Here is a 17,342-nt window from a genome sequence, read left to right as displayed (position 1 = left end):
TCACAATGCCGAGCGCGGCGCCGTCGGTCATTGACGCGCCGATTCCGGACGCAGATGTGATCGAGGCCGCTCCCTTGCCGCCACCTCGGGCTGTTCAAATCGGAGCGCAGATATGGTTCGTAATGCTTTCGCCGTCCCGATCGGGCACGATAGCAACAGAGGTTTGAGGTTCATCAATGCCGAACGACGTCTCCCGCCGTGATCTTGCAAAGCTGGCCGGGCTGGCCGCCCTCGGGGCGGCCAATGGCCCGGCGCAAGCGGAGGAGGGCGCGGTGAAGGAGGATGCCGGGCGGCGGTTTCCCGCCGATTTCGTGTGGGGGACGGCGACGTCGTCGTACCAGATCGAGGGCGGGGCCACGGCCGATGGCCGTGGGCCGTCGATCTGGGACGTGTTCACGCATTTGCAGGGCAACATCGAGGACGGCAGCACCGGCGACGTCGCCTGCGATCACTACAACCGCTACAAGGACGACGTGCGGCTGATCAAGGAGCTCGGCTGCCGGGCCTATCGGTTCTCGATCGCCTGGCCCCGGCTGTTTCCCGACGGGGGGCTGACTCCCAATCCGAAGGGCCTCGACTTCTACAACCGCCTCGTCGACGAGCTCCTGGCCAACGGCATCACGCCGTACGCAACGCTGTATCATTGGGATCTGCCGCAGGCGCTGCAGGACCGGGTCGGCGGCTGGCTCTCGGTCGACACGGCCAGGGCCTTTGCGCACTATGCGGGCTACGTCGCCGAGCATCTCGGCGACCGTGTGAAGACCATCTTCACCATCAACGAATGCGGCCGCTTCGTTCCGTTCGGCTATGGCCTCGGCGTCGACGCGCCCGGGCTGAAGCTGCCGCAGCAGCAGGTCAACCAGGCGCGCCATCACGTGGCGCTGGCGCACGGTCTCGCCGTCCAGGCCATCCGCTCCGGCGGACGCGCCGGCATGCGCGTCGGCATGGCCGAGAACATCACGGCCTGCCTGCCGGCGATCGACACGCCGGAGAACATCCGCGCCGCCGAGATCGCGACGCGCGAATTGAATGCCGGCTTCCTCAACGTCATCCTCGAGGGGCGCTACACGGAGGGTTTCCTGGCGTGGTCCGGCAAGGATGCGCCGAAATTCACCGCCGACGAACTGAAGATCATTTCGGCGCCGGTCGATTTCGTCGGCCTCAACATCTACGCGCCGCAAGCCTATGTCGTCGCGTCGGACCGCGCGGCCGGATTCGACGTGCTGCCGATGCCGTCCTCGTTCCCGCACATGAGCTCACCCTGGCTGCTGGTCGGTCCGGAGACGGCCTATTGGGTGCCGAAGCTCGCCGCCAAGATCTGGAATCTCCAGACCATCTACATCACCGAGAACGGCACCTCCTCGGACGACAAGCTGACCGCCGATGGCAAGGTCCACGACCTCGACCGCGTGATGTATCTGCGCAACTATCTCGCCCAGCTGCAGCGCGCAACGTCCGAGGGCGTGCCCGTGAAGGGCTACTTCCTGTGGAGCCTGCTGGACAATTTCGAGTGGGTGTTCGGCTACAAGCAGCGCTTCGGCATCTATCACGTCGACTTCGACACCCAGGTGCGCACGCCCAAGCTCAGCGCGTCGTACTACCATCACGTGATCAGCCGCAACGCCGTGAGCGCGTGAAGCGCCGCGACGCCACCCGGGGTCCCGCCGGGCGCGGTCCGCGCCATTCAGGCGGCCGATGTGCCGTCGGCATCCGACGCATTGAGTGTCGGCGCGCCGGCCTTCACGTCGCGATTGCAAATCCATGATGCGGAAAGCACACCTCGTGCGACTCTTTTGCGCGCATGCCGTTTTCGTGGCGAAAGCTGGCTGCAGATGACGTAAACCGGCAATCTGCCGGCCCCTCAAGCGAGTTTTCCAGCATGCAAGTTTCCGTTGTTTGTCCGCCAGCCGTCCGCGCGGGCGTTCTGTTCTGCGTCCTCGGAGTGATCGCTGGCTCCAGCGCCTGGGCCCAGGGAGCCGCGAACGATGCGGCCAAGCCCGCCACGGAGCAGTCTGCCGCGCCGACGGCCGAAAAGCCCGCAGAGTCCGAGCCGAAACCCGCGGTTGCTGAAACCAGGCCCGCCGAGCAGCCCTCGGATGCCGCCGGCAAGCCTGCGGCCGAGCCCGAGAAGACGGCCGAGAAGCCCGGCGAGCCAGCCGCTGCGGACACCAAGCCCGTTCAGGCCACAGACAGCGCGAGCCAGCAGCGGGTGGACAAAGTATCAACCGAAAAAGCCGCGACGGATGCTGCGGCCGAGAGCAAGCCAGCCGAGGCCAAATCCGAGACCAAGGTCGAACCGAACTCCGGCGCCGACGTCGGCCAGAAGCCGGCCGTGACCGAGTCGAAACCGGCAGAGCCCGCTCCGGCCGTTCAGCCCGCCGCCGTCGCCAAGGACGCGCCCGCGCCGGAGAAAGCCGAAGAGAAGGCTGCGGAGAGCAAGCCCGCAGCCGCTGCGCCCGCCGAAAAGCCGGCTGCCGCCGCCGAGGTGAAGCCCGCGGTTGCGCCGGCCGAGCCCAAGACATCCGCGCCGCCGGCCGCAGCTTCTTCCGCGGCCACGCCGGGGAAGGCGGCTGCGAAGCAGGACACCGCGTCCCCGTCGGCCAAGCCCGGACGGCACGGCCACGCGCATGCCCAACATGCCGAGGACGACGCCAAGCCCGCCAAGCGCGAGCAACGCGTCCGCAAGCCCAAGAGCGAACAGAAGAGCGAAATGAAGCGGGAGGCGAAGAGGCGGGGTGTGAACTGCAAGAGCTTCCGCACCTATGACGCGGAGAAGGGCATCTACCGCGGCTACGACGGGCGCGTTCACACCTGCTCGTAACGGACCGATAAGGGGCCGATCGGCAAGCGCGCGGATCGGCGGCGGCCAAGACCGCCACCGGTGAGCACGGCCGATCACACCATCAACGCGGCATCGGCGGCTGAATGCCCGAGGTGTTGCGGGTAAAGAGTGTCCCGAACGTCGAGCCCTGCGGCTGCGCCGGCTGCGGCCGGGCCATTCCCGTGGTGGTCCGCTGCTGCGGCGTCACGATGATCTGCTGGGGCGGGCCTGGGGGGACCGTGCCGCGTGCCTGCACCGACTGGTTGGACATTCGTGACACCAGACGCATCAGCTGATCCTGGCCGGCTTGTAGCTGCTCGATGGCGCGGGTGTGATCGCGGCTGGCCTGATCCTGCGTCGACTTGATCTGTTCGATGCCCTGCTGCAGATCGGCGATGTCACGCGCCATCCTCTGCATCAACGTCGCGGGCTCGCGGGGGCCGGTGGTGTCTTCCGCTCCCCTCAGCGAGGCATTCGACATCATGGCATCCTCGCTACCCTGCTGGGCTGACGCCTCGTCCTGCGGAGCTTCGCTGGCGCCCGGCATCCAACGGTCCATCAGCGAGGTGCCGGCGTCGCGCTGCGACCAGGCGACCGAGCCACCGACCAGCACGACCAGCAGAGCGAGACCCACGGCGTTGCGCCCGCGCAGCCTGCCGAGCGGTGCCTTCATCCGCGCCCAGCGGCTGGCCCCGGCGTCTGCCGCCCCGCTCGTGCTCGCTGCCGCCGCGGCATCCGCCGCCACGCCGGGCCTCTCGATCGCCGCGAGCCGCGTATCGATCCGGGTCAGCACCTCACGCAGGACCCGCCGGTACAGTTGATCATAGCTTGTCTTCTCGGGCTTCCCAGGGGCGAGGCCGATCTCGCTCTGATCAATCTGTTGCACGTTCTGTGTGGACTGCATTGCTGATCCCCAAACCCTTGGCCCGCCGCCGACGCCGATGTTCTCTTTGAATTTTCAAACGTGACTCGACCCGCCGCTTTGGCCGAAAGCAAGACAGCGTCGTGACGAGGAGGGGGCCTTTTCGGACCATCTCTCCCTCGCTGCAGCGCCAGTCGATCGCTTCGAGAGGCCTGAATCGCCCTCTTGTTGCGCGCTGCCGAGCCTCCGAGGTACTATCCGACCGATGTTCTTGGGGGGGGGTGGGGCCGGTGCAAAGCTTGATTGTCATTGCGCGCGCAATGTTGTGCGCAGCGTTCGTCGTCCTGTCCGCTCACGCGCAGGCCGTGCCTCTGGATGAGGCCACGCGCAAGGCTGAACTGATGGCGGCCTGGCAGGCGGCGAGCCAAGCGGGCACCGACGGACCAAGCGACATCGTGCTGATCGACCAGGGCACGCTGAAGCTGCCGGCCGACTACTTCTACGTCCCGAAGAACGAAGGCCTGCGGGTCCTTCGCGCGCTCGGCAACGTCGTCAACGACGCGACCTTCGTCGGGCTGGTCGTCGGCAGACGCCAGAACGACGACTGGATGGTGGTGATCAAGCACATCAAGGAAGGCTACATCAAAGACGACGACGCCAAGAGCTGGAACGCGGACGATCTGCTGAGCAACCTCCGCGCCGGCGCCGACGAGGCGAACAAGGACCGTGCGGCGCGCGGATTTCCGGAAATGGCCGTGGTCGGCTGGGTCGAGCCGCCGGCCTACGACGCCACGACGCATCGTCTCGTCTGGTCGCTGCTCGCCAAGGAGAAGGGCCAGCCCGACGATGCGCCGAAGAACGTCAACTACAACACCTACGCACTCGGGCGTGACGGCTATTTCAGCCTGAACCTCCTGTCCGGCTCGGAGCGGATCGCGGGCGACAAGGCGGTGGCGCACGAGCTGCTGTCCGATCTCTCCTACAATGCCGGCAAGCGTTATGAGGATTTCAGCGCCAGCACGGATCGGATCGCCGAATATGGATTGCTGGCGCTGGTCGGCGGCGTTGCCGCGAAGAAGCTCGGGCTGCTGGCGCTGGCCGGTGCGTTCGTCCTGAAGTTCGCCAAGATCATCATCTTCGCCGTCGTCGGCGCCGGGGCCGCTGTCATGAACTTCCTGCGCCGCAAGCCGCGCGGCGACAACGCGGGCGGGCCGACGTGAAGGCTCTCCTGCTGATCCTGTTCTCCGGCCTGAAATGGGGGAAGCTCGCCATGAGCGGCGGCACGATGCTGCTGTCGCTGGTCGTCTATGCCGGCATCTGGGGCTGGCGCTATGCGGCCGGCTTCATTGCGCTCCTGTTTGCCCATGAGATGGGACACTACGTCGCCGCACGTCAGCGCGGCCTCGACGTCGGCGCTCCCGCCTTCATCCCGTTCGTCGGCGCCTGGATCGCGCTCAAGGAGCAGCCGGTCGACGTCGAGACGGAGGCCTATGTGGCACTCGCCGGTCCGCTAGTCGGGACCGCGGCCGCGCTTGCGGTCTATCTGTGGGCGCGATCGGACGACAGCAATCTGCTGCTTGCGATCGCCTATTCCGGCCTGTTCCTCAACCTGTTCAACCTGCTGCCGATCTCGCCGCTGGACGGCGGCCGCGTCACCAGCGTGCTGAGTCCGCGCATCTGGCTGCTTGGCGTTCCCATGCTGCTGGCCTTGATGCTCTATCGGCCGAGCCCGATGCTGATCATCATCGCCATCCTCGCAGCCCCGCAACTGATGAAGGCCTGGCGCTACGATCCCGGCGCGCCCGAGAACGTCGCCTATTATGGCACGACGCTGCAGACGAAGCTCGAATATGCCGGGACTTATCTCGCGCTCGCGGCGCTTCTCGCCGTCATGACCTACGACGTGCACGAGATGCTTGGGCACGTGCGTCAGTTTGGCTGAGTTGAGGTTGCCGCTTCAGTCGAGAAGCTTCATGTAGGTCAAAGGGCACCGCCTCGTCGTAAGGGATCGCCTCGTCGTAAGGACGTGGCCCTCTTCAACTCGGAATATCCGCTGCTGCAATGCAGCGGATATATTTGGGCGGCGCGCAGGAACCATGCAGTCCTGTAAGACATTCCGTGAGCCATGAGCGCGGCGCGCTATCACAATGCGCTGAGCGCAGAGCACGTCTCGGGATGTTCCCTTGCTCACTGGCATGTGGGAGACCAAAGTCGAGCCTGCCCGTCAGAGGCATAAGGATTCGGGAGGTTTCATGATTTCGCTCAAGTCCATCTTGCTTGCGAGCTGCGCAACTGCGCTCGTCTCCTCGGCCGCCTGGGCCGCAGACCCGATCAGGATCGGTGTCATCTCCGAGGCACAGGCCGTCGCCGGCTCGTCGATCGCACCCGCAGCGCAATTGGCCGCCGAGGAGATCAACGCCAAGGGCGGCATCGACGGGCGCAAGATCGAGATCGTCGTCTACGACAATCACTCCTCCTCGGCGGAATCGGTGCGGGCCTTCCAGCGCGCCGTCAGCGAGGACAAGGTCAACGCGGTCATCGCGAGCTACATCTCCGAGGTCGTGCTGGCGCTGGAGCCGTGGGCAGGGCGCCTCAAGACGCTGATGATCACGCCCGGTGCCGCGTCCGACGTCATCACCCAGAACATCGCCAAGAACTACGACCAGCTCAAATACACCTTCCACGGCTATCTGACCTCGACCTCGTTGGCCGGCCTCGTCTGCGACGCGGCCAAGGACCTGCTGGTCGAGCCCTACAAGATGAAGACCGCGGTGATCATGAGCGAGGACGCGGCGTGGACGACGCCGCTCGACGCCGGCTACGAGAAATGCCTGCCGGAGATCGGGCTCAAGGTCGTCGACCACATCCGCATGTCGCCTGACACCACCGACTTCACGCCGATCTTCAACAAGATCGAGGGCCTGAAGCCGGACGTCATGATCACCGGCATCTCGCATGTCGGCACCCAGCCGACCGTGCAGTGGAAGAGCCAGCAGGTGCCGATCCCGATGTTCGGCATTTCTTCGCAGGCGACCAACTCGACCTTCTGGAAAGACACCAACGGCGCCGTCGAGGGCGTCATGTACAATGCCGTGTCGGGACCGGGCGTCGCGGTGACGCCAAAGACGCTGCCGTTCGTGGAGGCCTATCAGAAGAAGTTCGGAAACTTCCCGTCCTATGCCGGCTACACCTCCTATGACGACGTCTACATGATCGCGGATGCGATCCATCGGGCCGGCGGCACCGATCCCGACAAGATGGTCGAGGCGATGGAAGCGACCGACTATGTCGGGACGATCGGCCGCATCGCCTTCAAGCCGAAGGGCGACCCGAACCCGCACGCGCTGCGGACCGGGAAAGGCTACATCACCGGGCTGATGCTGCAATGGCAGAACGGCAAGCAGGTCAACGTCTGGCCCAAGGAGCTCGCCGCCGGCACCGCCACCTGGCCGTCCTTCATCAAGCTCAAGGCGGCCAGCAACTGACGCATCGCGGGCCGCTCCTTCAAGGAGCGGCCCATTTTCTTGGTGCCTCAGTCTGACGTTGCAGGTCGATTTTCGATGCTTTTCTGGCAGATCTTGATCGATGGCTTTGCCATCAGCGCGCTGTATGCCCTCGGCGCGACCGGCTTCACACTGATCTTCGGTGTCTCGGGCGTGCTCAACCTTTCCCACGGCGCCATCATGGTCGGCGCCGCGGTTGCAGCCTGGGCTGCCGCCAGCGAATTCGGTGTCGGGCCCTACACCGGCGCGCTGATCGGAATCCTCGCCGGCTTCATTTTGGCCTTCGCCACCTACTTCATCGCCGTCAGGCCGATCCAGCGCTCCAAGGTGATTGCTGAATCGGAGAAGGAGATCTTCATCCTGACCGCGACGCTGCTGTGGGGCATCATCATCCAGGAGGCGATCGCATATTTCTTCACCAACAATGCCAAGACCGTGCTGCCGATCGTCGAGGGCGTCACTACGGTGTTCGGCGTGCGCACGCCACGCAACGAATACTTCACCGCCGTGATCTGCTGGGTCGCCATCGGGCTGTTGTGGTTCCTGGTCAACCGCACCAGGCGCGGCAAGGCTGTCATGGCGGCGTCGATGAATCCGCGCGGCGTCACCTTGCTGGGCATCGAACTATCGTCGATCTACCTCACCGTCTGGGCCATCTACGGCCTGCTGGCGGGGGTGGCCGGCATCCTGCTCGGCATGTTCTTGGGGGTCAGCTCCTACAGCGTCGGGCCGCTGACGGCGAGCGCGTTCTCGATCGTCGTGCTCGGCGGCCTCGGCAGCGTGTCGGGCTCGCTGATCGCGGCCTATGTGGTCGGCTATCTCGAGACCGGAACGGCCTATCTGATCTCGCCGGCCTACCGGACGATTCCGGCGCTGCTGCTGCTCGTCGTCGTCATGTATCTGCGCCCGCAAGGGCTGTTCGGACGGAGGTGAGCATGCCTGCATTCGGTACGTCGCGGCTGTTCTGGATCGCGCTCCTGACCGTGATCGTGGCTCTGGTCCTGCCGACCTACGTCTCAGGCTACGTCCTCGGGCTGCTGACGGTCGCGTACTACACGGCCGTGTTCGCGATGTCCTGGGACCTGCTGTTCGGCTTCGCCGGCGAGGTCAATTTCGGACCGACCTTCCTGATCGGCGTCGGTGCCTATACGGCCGGCATTCTCGATGCGCACTTCTCGCCGGGCCTGTCGATCTGGCTGTGCATCGCCGCCGGCGCCCTGGCGGCGGTCGTCGGCGGCGTCGTGCTGGCGCTGCCGGCGCTGCGCGTCAGCGGGCCGTATTTCGGCCTGACGACGCTGGTCGCCGTGCTGATGCTGCAGAACTTCATCGTCGTCGCCGCGGGGCTGACCGGCGGCGAGATCGGCCTCGCCGTGCCGGACGTGATCTCGATCGATGCCAAGACCAACTACTGGATCGCGCTCGGCTTCATGCTGGTGAGCGGTGCGATCCTGTTCGGCTTGTCGCGCAGCGCCATCGGGCTGATCCTGCAGGCGAGCGGGCAGGACAAGATCCAGGCCGGCGCGCTCGGCTTCAATGTCACCAAGCACAAGCTCGCCGCCTTCGTCGTCAGCGCGTTCTTCTCCGGGCTCGCCGGCGCACTGATGGTGTTCTACATGGGCACCGCCTCGGTCTCGACCTTTGTCGATGTCGGCGTCGGCGTGCAGATCATCATCGCCGCGGTGCTCGGCGGCCGCCGCACCGTCATCGGCGCCGCGATCGGCGCGATCTTCCTGATCGGCATGGGCGAGCTGCTGCGGCCGCTCGGCGAGCTCGCAACCCTGATCGTCTCGGTGATCGCGCTCGTGGTCATCCTGTTCTTCCCCGACGGCTTCCTCGGCATGATCAGGGGAGGGGCCAAGGCATGACGCAAGGCATGAGCAGCGCTCCGATGCTGGAAGTCAGCGGCCTCACCAAGCGCTTCGGCGGCCTCGTCGCCGTCAAGAATCTCAGCTTCTCGATCCATCCCGGCGAGATCCTCGGCCTGATTGGGCCGAACGGCTCGGGGAAGTCGACCGCAATGAAGAGCGTCATGGGCGTCGAGCGGCCGACCGCGGGCTCGGTCAGGCTCGACGGCATCGAGCTCGCCGGCCTGCCGTCGCACCGCATCGCGCGCATGGGCGTGGGGCTGGTGTTCCAGCATTCGCGGCCGCTGGCGCGCCAGACCGTGCTGGAGAACATCAAGGTCGCGCTGCTGCCGGACAAGCTGACGCGGCTGTTCGCCGACAAGGACGTCGATGCGCGCGCACGCGCGATCGCCGAGCGCGTCGGCCTCGGCAGCGTCATCGACCGGCGGCCGCCGACGCTGGCATTTGCCGACCTGCGCCGGCTCGAGCTCGCCAAGGCTGTCGCGCGCAGCCCGAAGCTGGTGCTGGTCGACGAGCCTTTCGCCGGCCTCACGGCGTCCGAGGTCGCCGACTTCTCCGAGCTCATCCGCGAATTCCGCGACGACGGCCACGCGGTGCTGCTGGTCGACCACAACGTCAAGAGCGTGTCGGCGCTGGTCGACCGCGTGCTGGCGATGTATCTCGGCGAGAAGATCGCCGAGGGCAGGGCGACCGAGGTGATGCAGGACGAGACCGTCCGCCGGGTCTATCTCGGCGGCGCGCTGGTCTCGACCGCGCGGCCGGAGGCGAGCTTCAAGGACGTCACGCCGGCGCTGCAGGTCGACAAGGTCGGCGTGCTCTACGGCAAGGCGCAGGCGCTGCAGGACGTTTCGCTGCACGTCCATGAGGGCGAGTTCGTCTCGGTCGTCGGCCTCAACGGCGCCGGCAAGACGACGCTGTTCAACGCGATCTCGGGCCTAGTGCCGTATTCGGGCGACGTGAAGTGGGCAGGGCGCAGCCTTGCCGGCGGCACGGCGGCGCAGATCGCCCGCTCAGGCATCGTGCAGTGTCCGGAAACGCGCGAATTGTTCGGCGACATGAGCGTGCGCGAAAATCTCGAGCTCGGCGGCAATGCGCTGTCCGACGCCGAGCGTGCCGAGCGGCTCGAATGGCTGTTCGGGCTGTTTCCGATCCTCAAGTCGCGGCAGCCGCAGCTGGCGCGCACGCTGTCCGGCGGCGAGCAGCAGATGCTGGCGATCGCGCGCGCACTGATGATGAAGCCGAAGCTCCTGATCCTCGACGAGCCGACGCTCGGACTTGCACCGGTGATCCTGGAGACCTTGTCGAAGGCGCTCGATCGACTGCGCGAGACCACCAAGATCACGGTGCTGCTCGGCGAACAGAACGTCACCTTCGCGCTCCCGCACGCCGACCGCGTCTACGTGCTGGATCATGCCAAGATCGTCTGGGAAGGCCCGCCGGATCGGTTCGAGGCCGAAGCCGCGGCGAACTATCTGTGAGGGGCAGGGAGCAGGGGCATCCCTGCTCCCTGCCCGGATCTCTCATGAGTTCGGAGCTACGGGAAACGAGGCGGGCGCGCCTGTGGCGGCCGGGGCGCTAGGCGCGCCGCGGCGCCGACGGTCGTCGGCTCGGTCTTCGCTGCGCGGAACGCGCGAGCGAGCTGGTCCTGGCTGGCCTGCAGCTGTTCGATCGCCCTGGCGTGATCGCGGTTGGCCTGTTCCTGGCCGGACTTGAACTCCTGAAACCCGCTCTGCAGTTCGGCCAAGTCATGCGCGATCTTGTCGATCAGCGGCGCGACGTCCCGGTCGGGAGCAGACGGCACGTCATGCTCCGGCGTAGCCTCCGCCATTGCGGAGGATGGATCGCTGGCGCGCGTTGAAGTCGATGATGACGTCTCCGGTGTTGGTGAAACGGCTGGTGATGGTGAGGCAGGGGCCGTCTCGGCCGCACTCGATCCGTTCGCCGCCGTCTCCAGTGCCACCGGCGGATTCGCCGCCTGAGCGTTCTCACGCCGGATGGATTGAACCGCCGCTTCGATCCGGTCGGTGACGGAGGTGATGGTCTCGGTATGGTCCCGCGCCAGGGTGATGGCAGCGCCGATGAGCCCGGCCGAGGCCATCAGCGTGATCATGGCCCGCAATACGGGCCGGCGCCGGGCCGGAGGAGGCGTTTCCACGTGCTCGCTGCCTGCAGCGGGTTCGACAGCCTCGACCGCATCAGCAGCGGCCTGGGCCTCGATGTCGGCGATCCGCTGATCGATACGTGCGCGCACCTCGGCCAGCACCCGCTGATAGATCTCCTCGCAGACAGCGTCGTCAGGCGGCAGCGCGACATCACCCGGATCAACTTCCTTCGACGTCGACTGAACTGGCATGTCTTCGGATCCCATTCACGATACGCCCGTGCCCAATCCTGAAGGATGCGGTTTTGACCTCTGGGCTTTGACCAAACGAAGACTGCGGGGTGACGAGGCGGGGGCGATTTCGCACAGGCGCCGACGTGCGCTGGGCGGGCCGATGTGCGGCTTCCACCGTCCATGGCCAATTCGCATAAGGTATATTATGGAATATTTATATGCATAGGGAGTTCAATGACTTGGCGCCAAATCCTCGAATTTGCGGCAGCCGCGGGCCCTTCAGAACCCCCGGCCAGCCCGAGCTGACGGGCCGTTCGCCGTGGCCGAGACTCGCGCTGCGCATGACCTGCTGCGAACGCCGATATTGCTGCTGCGGCCCATCGCTGCAATAAGCGCAGATGACGTCGCTGATGTCGCTGGATTCGTCTGGCGATGCTTGCGGCGGCGCGATGCAACAAGAAGAAGCTTCTCCAGGGAGAAACGAGCATGAGCCTGTCACGACGCGCGCTGTTGAAGGCCTCCGCGGCGACAGCCGTACTGGGTGGAATTGGCACCGTCGCAGCGCCGCATGTGGCGCGTGCGCAGAGCGCCGAGTTCACCTACAAATACGCCAACAACCTGCCCGACTCCCATCCGCTCAACGTCCGCGCCAAGGAGATGGCGGCGGCGATCAAGGCCGAGACCGCCGGCAAGTTCGACCTGCAGATCTTCCCGAACAACCAGCTCGGTTCCGACACGGACATGCTGAGTCAGATTCGCTCCGGCGGCGTCGAGTTCTTCACGCTGTCCGGCCTGATCCTGGCGACCCTGGTGCCGGCCGCGTCGATCAACGGCATCGGCTTCGCGTTCCCGGACTACGACACGGTCTGGAAGGCCATGGACGGCGATCTCGGCGCTTACGTGCGCGGCCAGATCAACAAGGCCGGCCTGGTGGTCATGGACAAGATCTGGGACAACGGCTTCCGTCAGACGACGTCGTCGACCAAGCCGATCAATGGGCCCGACGACCTCAAGGGCTTCAAGATCCGCGTGCCGGTGTCGCCGCTGTGGACCTCGATGTTCAAGGCGTTCGAGGCCGCGCCCGCCTCGATCAATTTCAGCGAGGTCTATTCGGCGCTGCAGACCAAGGTGGTCGAGGGCCAGGAAAACCCGCTGGCGATCATCTCGACCGCCAAGCTCTACGAGGTGCAGAAATACTGCTCGCTGACCAACCACATGTGGGACGGCTTCTGGTTCCTGGCGAACCGCCGCGCCTGGGAGGCCGTGCCGGTCGACATGCGCACGATCGTCGCCAAGCACATCAACGCGGCCGCCGTGAAGGAGCGTGAGGACGTCGCCAAGCTCAATGCCGGCCTGCAAGCAGAGCTCGCGTCGAAGGGCCTGACCTTCAATCAGCCCAACGTCGCGCCGTTCCGCGACAAGCTGCGTACCGCCGGCTTCTATGCCGAGTGGAAGGGCAAGTATGGCGACGAGGCCTGGGCGCTCCTGGAAAAGGCCGTCGGCAAGCTGTCGTAACCTCGAGCGTGGTCCGGAAGCGTGGGACCGGTCATGCTCAAAACAAGAATGACGTAGACGCGTTCGGGTGACGTCATGGCGCATGCCGAGTTCACGGAAATTGCGATCAGCGAGGTGGTCATCGAGATCCCTCGCCGCCGGTCCTGGCTCGATGGCTTGGACGCCCTGCTGGGTCTCCTGGTCGAGATCCCAGCCGCGCTGCTGGTCGTGGCCGAGATCGTCATCCTGTTCGCGGGCGTCGTGGCGCGCTACGTGCTGCACCGGCCGCTGATCTGGTCGGACGAGCTGGCCTCGATCCTGTTCCTGTGGCTCGCGATGCTCGGCGCTGCGGTTGCGTTCCGCCGCGGCGAGCACATGCGGATGACGGCAATGGTGGCGCGCGCCAGCCCCGGCTTGCGCGCCTATCTCGATCTGGTCGCGACGAGCGCGGCGCTGGCGTTCCTGGTCATGATCGCCTGGCCGTCCTGGGAGTACGCCTACGAGGAAAGCTTCATCACGACGCCGGCGCTGCAGATCGAAAACATCTGGCGCGCCGCCGCGCTGCCGGTCGGTATCGGACTGATGGCGCTGTTCGCCCTCATCCGTCTCGCCCGCACGGCCAGCGTCAGGACGATGCTGCTGGCCGTCGTCTCCGTCGCAGCCATCATCGCGCTGTTCTGGGTGGCACAGCCGCTGCTGAAGCCGCTCGGCAACATCAACCTCGTGATCTTCTTCGTCGGCGTGGTCGGCTTGTGCGTCTTCGCCGGCGTGCCAATCGCGTTCGCCTTCGGGCTCGCGATCTTCGGTTATCTGGCGCTGACGACGCGCACGCCGCTGATGGTGCTGGTCGGGCGCATGGACGAGGGCATGAGCCATCTCATCCTGCTGTCGGTGCCGCTGTTCGTCTTTCTCGGATTGCTGATCGAAATGACCGGCATGGCCCGCGCCATGGTCGCGTTCCTGGCGAGCCTCTTGGGTCACGTCCGCGGCGGGCTGCATTACGTGCTGGTCGGCGCGATGTATCTCGTCTCGGGCATTTCCGGCGCCAAGGCGGCCGACATGGCGGCGGTCGCGCCGGTGCTGTTTCCGGAGATGAAGGCGCGCGGCGCCAAGCCCGGCGATCTCGTCGCCCTGCTCGCCGCCACCGGCGCACAGACCGAGACCATTCCGCCGAGCCTGGTTCTGATCACGATCGGCTCCGTCACGGGCGTGTCGATTGCGGCGCTGTTCACCGGCGGCCTGCTGCCGGGCGTGGTGCTGGCGATCACGCTGTGCGCGCTGGTGTGGTGGCGTTACCGCAACGAGGACATGAGCGGTGTCCGCCGCGCGACCGGAGCCGAGATCGGCAAGGCCTTCATCGTCTCGCTCCCTGCCCTGGCCCTGCCCTTCGTGATCCGCGCCGCCGTCGTCGAGGGCGTCGCGACGGCGACGGAGGTTTCGACCATCGGCATCGTCTATGGCGTGCTGGCGGGCCTGCTGGTCTATCGCCGCTTCGACTGGCGCCGGCTGATGCCGATGCTGATCGAAACGGCGGCGCTGTCCGGCGCCATCCTGCTGATCATCGGGACGGCGACCGGCATGGCCTGGGGCCTGACGCAGTCCGGCTTCTCACACGCGCTGGCGGCGGCGATGACCGGGCTGCCGGGCGGCCCGGCGACGTTCATCGCGGTCTCGATCGTCGCCTTCACGATCCTGGGCAGCGTGCTCGAGGGCATCCCGGCGATCGTGCTGTTCGGCCCGCTGCTGTTTCCGATCGCGCGTGCCGTCGGCGTGCACGAGGTGCATTATGCCATGGTGATCATCCTGGCGATGGGCATCGGCCTGTTCGCACCGCCGTTCGGGGTCGGATATTACGCCGCCTGCGCGATCGGCCGGGTCGATCCCGCGGAGGGCATCCGCCCGATCTGGGGCTACCTGCTGGCGCTTCTCATCGGCCTCGTCATCGTTGCGATTTTTCCGTGGATTTCGATCGGGTTCCTGTAAACTCCTCACATCGCAAGGGAGGGTGGTGATGAGCACGAACCAGTATCAGCTCGGTCTGGGCAAGACGCCGGCCAACTACGTGCCGCTGACCCCGCTCAGCTTCCTGGCGCGCAGCGCGGCCGTCTATCCCGACCACGTCAGCACGGTCTATGAAGGCCGCAGCTTCACCTGGCGCCAAACCTATGACCGCTGCCGGCGCTTCGCGTCGTACCTCGCGGGCCGCGGCATCGGCGTTGGCGACACGGTGGCGGCGATGCTGCCGAACATCCCGGCGATGAACGAGGCGCATTTTGCCGTGCCGATGGCCGGCGCCGTGCTCAACACGCTCAACATCCGCCTCGACGCGCCGTCGATCGCGTTCCAGCTCGATCACGGCCAGGCCAGGATCATCCTGGTCGATCCGGAGTTCTCCGGCGTGATCAGCGAGGCGCTCAAGCTGATGAGCGGCCCCAAGCCGTTCGTGATCGACGTCGACGACGCTTCCTATGACGGCGGCAGCCGCATCGGCGAGATCGAGTACGAAGCCGCCGTCGCCTCGGGCGATCCGCTGTTCGCGCCGCGCCGTCCGGCGGACGAATGGGACGCGATCGCGATGAGCTACACCTCGGGCACCACAGGCAATCCCAAGGGCGTCGTCACCCATCACCGCGGTGCCTATCTGAACGCCGTCAGCAACATTCTCGCCGGTGGGCTCGGCCAGCATCCGGTCTATCTGTGGACGCTGCCGATGTTCCACTGCAACGGCTGGTGCTTCCCCTGGACCATGGCGGCTGCGGCCGGCGTCAACGTCTGCCTGCGCAAGGTCGAGCCGACCAGGATCTTCGAGCTGATCAAGACCCACGGCGTCACCCACATGTGCGGCGCGCCGATCGTCTACAACGTGCTGATCAATGCGCCCGACGCGCCCAAGGGCAAGCGCGACAAGCCGGTGGTGGGGCTGATCGCGGGCGCCGCGCCGCCGGTCGCCGTGCTCGAAGGTGCCGAGAGCATCGGCATCAAGCTGACGCATGTCTACGGCCTGACCGAGGTCTACGGCCCCGCCTCCGTCTGCGCCGAGCAGCCGGGCTGGGACGACCTGCCGGCCCCCGAGCGCGCCCGGCTGAAGCGGCGCCAGGGCGTGCCCTATCCGTTACAGGAAGCCGTCACCGTGCTCGATCCGGAGACGATGCAGGAGGTGCCGCGCGACGGCGAGACCATCGGCGAGGTGATGTTCCGCGGCAACATCGTCATGAAGGGCTATCTCAAGAACGAGAAGGCGACGCAGGAGGCCTTTGCCGGCGGCTGGTTCCACACCGGCGACCTCGGCGTGCTCGACGAGCACGGCTACGTCATCATCAAGGACCGCTCCAAGGACATCATCATCTCCGGCGGCGAGAACATCTCCTCGGTCGAGGTCGAGGACATCCTCTACAAGCACCCGGCCGTGCTGTTCGCCGCCGTCGTCGCCAAGCCCGATCCGAAATGGGGCGAGGTGCCCTGCGCCTTCATCGAGCTGAAGGACGGCGCGCAGGCGACGGAAGCGGAGATCATCGCCTATTGCCGCAGCCACATGTCCGGATTCAAGACGCCGAAGGTGGTCGTGTTCGGCCCGATCCCGAAGACGTCGACGGGCAAGATCCAGAAATTCCTGCTGCGCAACGAGGTGAACTCGGCGAACGCGATCTCGGCGTAGGTGCCCATGAGTAGCCCATGAGTAGGGCGGGTTAGCGCCTTGGCGCGTAACCCGCCGTCCATGACGCCAGAATGGCGGATTACGTTCCGCTAATCCGCCCTACGCACTGCGCTCGCAATGACGAAAATGATCACGAGCCCCTGCTCTTCTCCGGATAATATTGCGGCGCTTCGCGGCGGTCGTACATGCCGTAGTCGCGGGTGACTTCGACGACGCGGATGTTGTCGGCGCCGGGTTCGGTGAGCAGGCGCGTGCTCATGGCAATGCCCCTAGCTTCGTCCGGCAGTTCGATGAGATGCGCGAAGCGTCCTTCCCGGTAGACGCTGGAGAAGCTCGCGACCGGTAGGTCCTTCACGCCGCTCAATTGCGGGGCCGCCGTCTCGACGGCTAGCACATACGTCGGCGCCCGCCGCTTCGGATCATTGTAGGTGCCTCGCCGCTCCGGCTGCCAGGCGGCCTGCCCTGGCCTGATTTCGTGGACCAACTCGGCGATACGCAGGCGATAGTCCGAGAACACCTTGTCGCGGCCGAGGGTCTGGATGTCGTGATGATGGGCATGGACGCGCCAGGCGGTCATGGCGCCCTCGTCCTGCCAGATCTGGTAGGACAGGATCAGATTGTCGCGCGACAGGCTCCGGAAGCGGTCGAGGAACAGGCAGCCGCCGAGCGCATCGAGCTCGGGCCGCAGCGCCGCGGCGAGTTGCAGATACTGGTCGAGGCGGCCCGGCTTGACCTCGACCTCGAAGAACAGCGACAGCATGGCAGCGTCTCCGTGTTTTTGGACGTCGGCTGAACTTCAAACGCGGT

Annotated in this window: 14 protein-coding genes; 11 read left to right on the top strand and 3 right to left on the bottom strand. The window is 66.0% G+C overall.

Going from position 1 to position 17,342, the window contains the following annotated elements; genetic code table 11:
• The first annotated feature begins 176 nt into the window (after positions 1-176).
• Positions 177-1,637 carry a GH1 family beta-glucosidase gene (locus QW887_RS04050; RefSeq protein WP_315711917.1) on the top strand — a complete coding sequence of 487 codons (1,461 nt, stop codon included), beginning with the start codon at positions 177-179 and terminating at the stop codon, positions 1,635-1,637.
• Between the two features lie 242 nt (positions 1,638-1,879).
• The gene (locus QW887_RS04045; protein WP_316175398.1) at positions 1,880-2,821 is read left to right on the top strand and encodes a hypothetical protein; all 942 of its coding nucleotides are present in this window, start codon (positions 1,880-1,882) and stop codon (positions 2,819-2,821) included.
• Between the two features lie 82 nt (positions 2,822-2,903).
• Here the strand turns inward: QW887_RS04045 and QW887_RS04040 are convergent, their stop codons facing one another.
• Positions 2,904-3,725 (bottom strand): hypothetical protein, encoded by an 822-nt coding sequence (locus tag QW887_RS04040; RefSeq protein ID WP_315711919.1) that lies wholly within the window; start codon positions 3,723-3,725, stop codon positions 2,904-2,906.
• A gap of 323 nt (positions 3,726-4,048) precedes the next feature.
• Between QW887_RS04040 and QW887_RS04035 the strand changes: the two genes are divergently transcribed.
• The 6 genes from QW887_RS04035 (at position 4,049) to QW887_RS04010 (ending at position 10,529) form a co-directional block, all read left to right on the top strand.
• Complete coding sequence (locus QW887_RS04035; RefSeq protein WP_315711920.1) at positions 4,049-4,903, top strand: DUF2167 domain-containing protein; 855 nt, start codon at positions 4,049-4,051, stop codon at positions 4,901-4,903.
• Entirely contained in the window at positions 4,900-5,625 is a 726-nt protein-coding gene (locus QW887_RS04030) for a site-2 protease family protein (RefSeq protein WP_315827605.1), read from the top strand. Before QW887_RS04035 ends, QW887_RS04030 begins: the two co-directional genes overlap by 4 nt.
• 310 nt (positions 5,626-5,935) lie before the next feature.
• Entirely contained in the window at positions 5,936-7,168 is a 1,233-nt protein-coding gene (locus tag QW887_RS04025; RefSeq protein WP_315711922.1) for an ABC transporter substrate-binding protein, read from the top strand.
• Between the two features lie 75 nt (positions 7,169-7,243).
• Positions 7,244-8,119, top strand: coding sequence for a branched-chain amino acid ABC transporter permease (locus QW887_RS04020; RefSeq protein ID WP_316167986.1), 876 nt, complete (start codon positions 7,244-7,246; stop codon positions 8,117-8,119).
• A gap of 2 nt (positions 8,120-8,121) precedes the next feature.
• Positions 8,122-9,051 (top strand): branched-chain amino acid ABC transporter permease, encoded by a 930-nt coding sequence (locus tag QW887_RS04015; RefSeq protein WP_316167985.1) that lies wholly within the window; start codon positions 8,122-8,124, stop codon positions 9,049-9,051.
• An 8-nt stretch (positions 9,052-9,059) separates the two neighbouring features.
• On the top strand, positions 9,060-10,529 hold the full coding sequence (locus QW887_RS04010; protein ID WP_316167984.1) for an ATP-binding cassette domain-containing protein: 1,470 nt from the start codon (positions 9,060-9,062) through the stop codon (positions 10,527-10,529).
• A gap of 56 nt (positions 10,530-10,585) precedes the next feature.
• On the opposite strand, the gene QW887_RS04005 is transcribed toward QW887_RS04010, so the two are convergent.
• Positions 10,586-11,419, bottom strand: coding sequence for a hypothetical protein (locus QW887_RS04005; RefSeq protein WP_316167983.1), 834 nt, complete (start codon positions 11,417-11,419; stop codon positions 10,586-10,588).
• Positions 11,420-11,872: 453 nt separating this feature from the next.
• Here QW887_RS04005 and QW887_RS04000 point away from each other — a divergent pair, with 453 nt between their 5' ends.
• The 3 genes from QW887_RS04000 (at position 11,873) to QW887_RS03990 (ending at position 16,535) form a co-directional block, all read left to right on the top strand.
• Positions 11,873-12,901 (top strand): TRAP transporter substrate-binding protein, encoded by a 1,029-nt coding sequence (locus tag QW887_RS04000; protein ID WP_316185062.1) that lies wholly within the window; start codon positions 11,873-11,875, stop codon positions 12,899-12,901.
• Positions 12,902-12,976: 75 nt separating this feature from the next.
• Complete coding sequence (locus QW887_RS03995) at positions 12,977-14,863, top strand: TRAP transporter large permease subunit (protein WP_316185061.1); 1,887 nt, start codon at positions 12,977-12,979, stop codon at positions 14,861-14,863.
• A 28-nt stretch (positions 14,864-14,891) separates the two neighbouring features.
• The gene (locus tag QW887_RS03990; protein WP_316185059.1) at positions 14,892-16,535 is read left to right on the top strand and encodes an acyl-CoA synthetase; all 1,644 of its coding nucleotides are present in this window, start codon (positions 14,892-14,894) and stop codon (positions 16,533-16,535) included.
• 130 nt (positions 16,536-16,665) lie between these two features.
• Here the strand turns inward: QW887_RS03990 and QW887_RS03985 are convergent, their stop codons facing one another.
• Positions 16,666-17,295 (bottom strand): antibiotic biosynthesis monooxygenase family protein, encoded by a 630-nt coding sequence (locus QW887_RS03985; protein ID WP_316185058.1) that lies wholly within the window; start codon positions 17,293-17,295, stop codon positions 16,666-16,668.
• Between the last annotated feature and the right edge of the window lie 47 nt (positions 17,296-17,342).

It is taken from the genome of Bradyrhizobium sp. SZCCHNRI3052 (assembly GCF_032484895.1).
Classification (GTDB): domain Bacteria; phylum Pseudomonadota; class Alphaproteobacteria; order Rhizobiales; family Xanthobacteraceae; genus Bradyrhizobium.
Note: the sequence above shows the minus strand (reverse complement) of the source record. Positions and strands in the feature narration are given on the sequence as shown.

Coding starts and splice junctions, on each gene's coding strand:
- QW887_RS04015 (WP_316167985.1), top strand. CDS start 8,122: ATGCCTGCATTCGGTACGTCGCGGCTGTTCTGGATCGCGCTCCTGACC.
- QW887_RS04020 (WP_316167986.1), top strand. CDS start 7,244: ATGCTTTTCTGGCAGATCTTGATCGATGGCTTTGCCATCAGCGCGCTG.
- QW887_RS04025 (WP_315711922.1), top strand. CDS start 5,936: ATGATTTCGCTCAAGTCCATCTTGCTTGCGAGCTGCGCAACTGCGCTC.
- QW887_RS04000 (WP_316185062.1), top strand. CDS start 11,873: ATGAGCCTGTCACGACGCGCGCTGTTGAAGGCCTCCGCGGCGACAGCC.
- QW887_RS03990 (WP_316185059.1), top strand. CDS start 14,892: ATGAGCACGAACCAGTATCAGCTCGGTCTGGGCAAGACGCCGGCCAAC.
- QW887_RS04050 (WP_315711917.1), top strand. CDS start 177: ATGCCGAACGACGTCTCCCGCCGTGATCTTGCAAAGCTGGCCGGGCTG.
- QW887_RS04040 (WP_315711919.1), bottom strand. CDS start 3,725: ATGCAGTCCACACAGAACGTGCAACAGATTGATCAGAGCGAGATCGGC.
- QW887_RS03985 (WP_316185058.1), bottom strand. CDS start 17,295: ATGCTGTCGCTGTTCTTCGAGGTCGAGGTCAAGCCGGGCCGCCTCGAC.
- QW887_RS04005 (WP_316167983.1), bottom strand. CDS start 11,419: ATGGGATCCGAAGACATGCCAGTTCAGTCGACGTCGAAGGAAGTTGAT.
- QW887_RS03995 (WP_316185061.1), top strand. CDS start 12,977: ATGGCGCATGCCGAGTTCACGGAAATTGCGATCAGCGAGGTGGTCATC.
- QW887_RS04010 (WP_316167984.1), top strand. CDS start 9,060: ATGAGCAGCGCTCCGATGCTGGAAGTCAGCGGCCTCACCAAGCGCTTC.
- QW887_RS04045 (WP_316175398.1), top strand. CDS start 1,880: ATGCAAGTTTCCGTTGTTTGTCCGCCAGCCGTCCGCGCGGGCGTTCTG.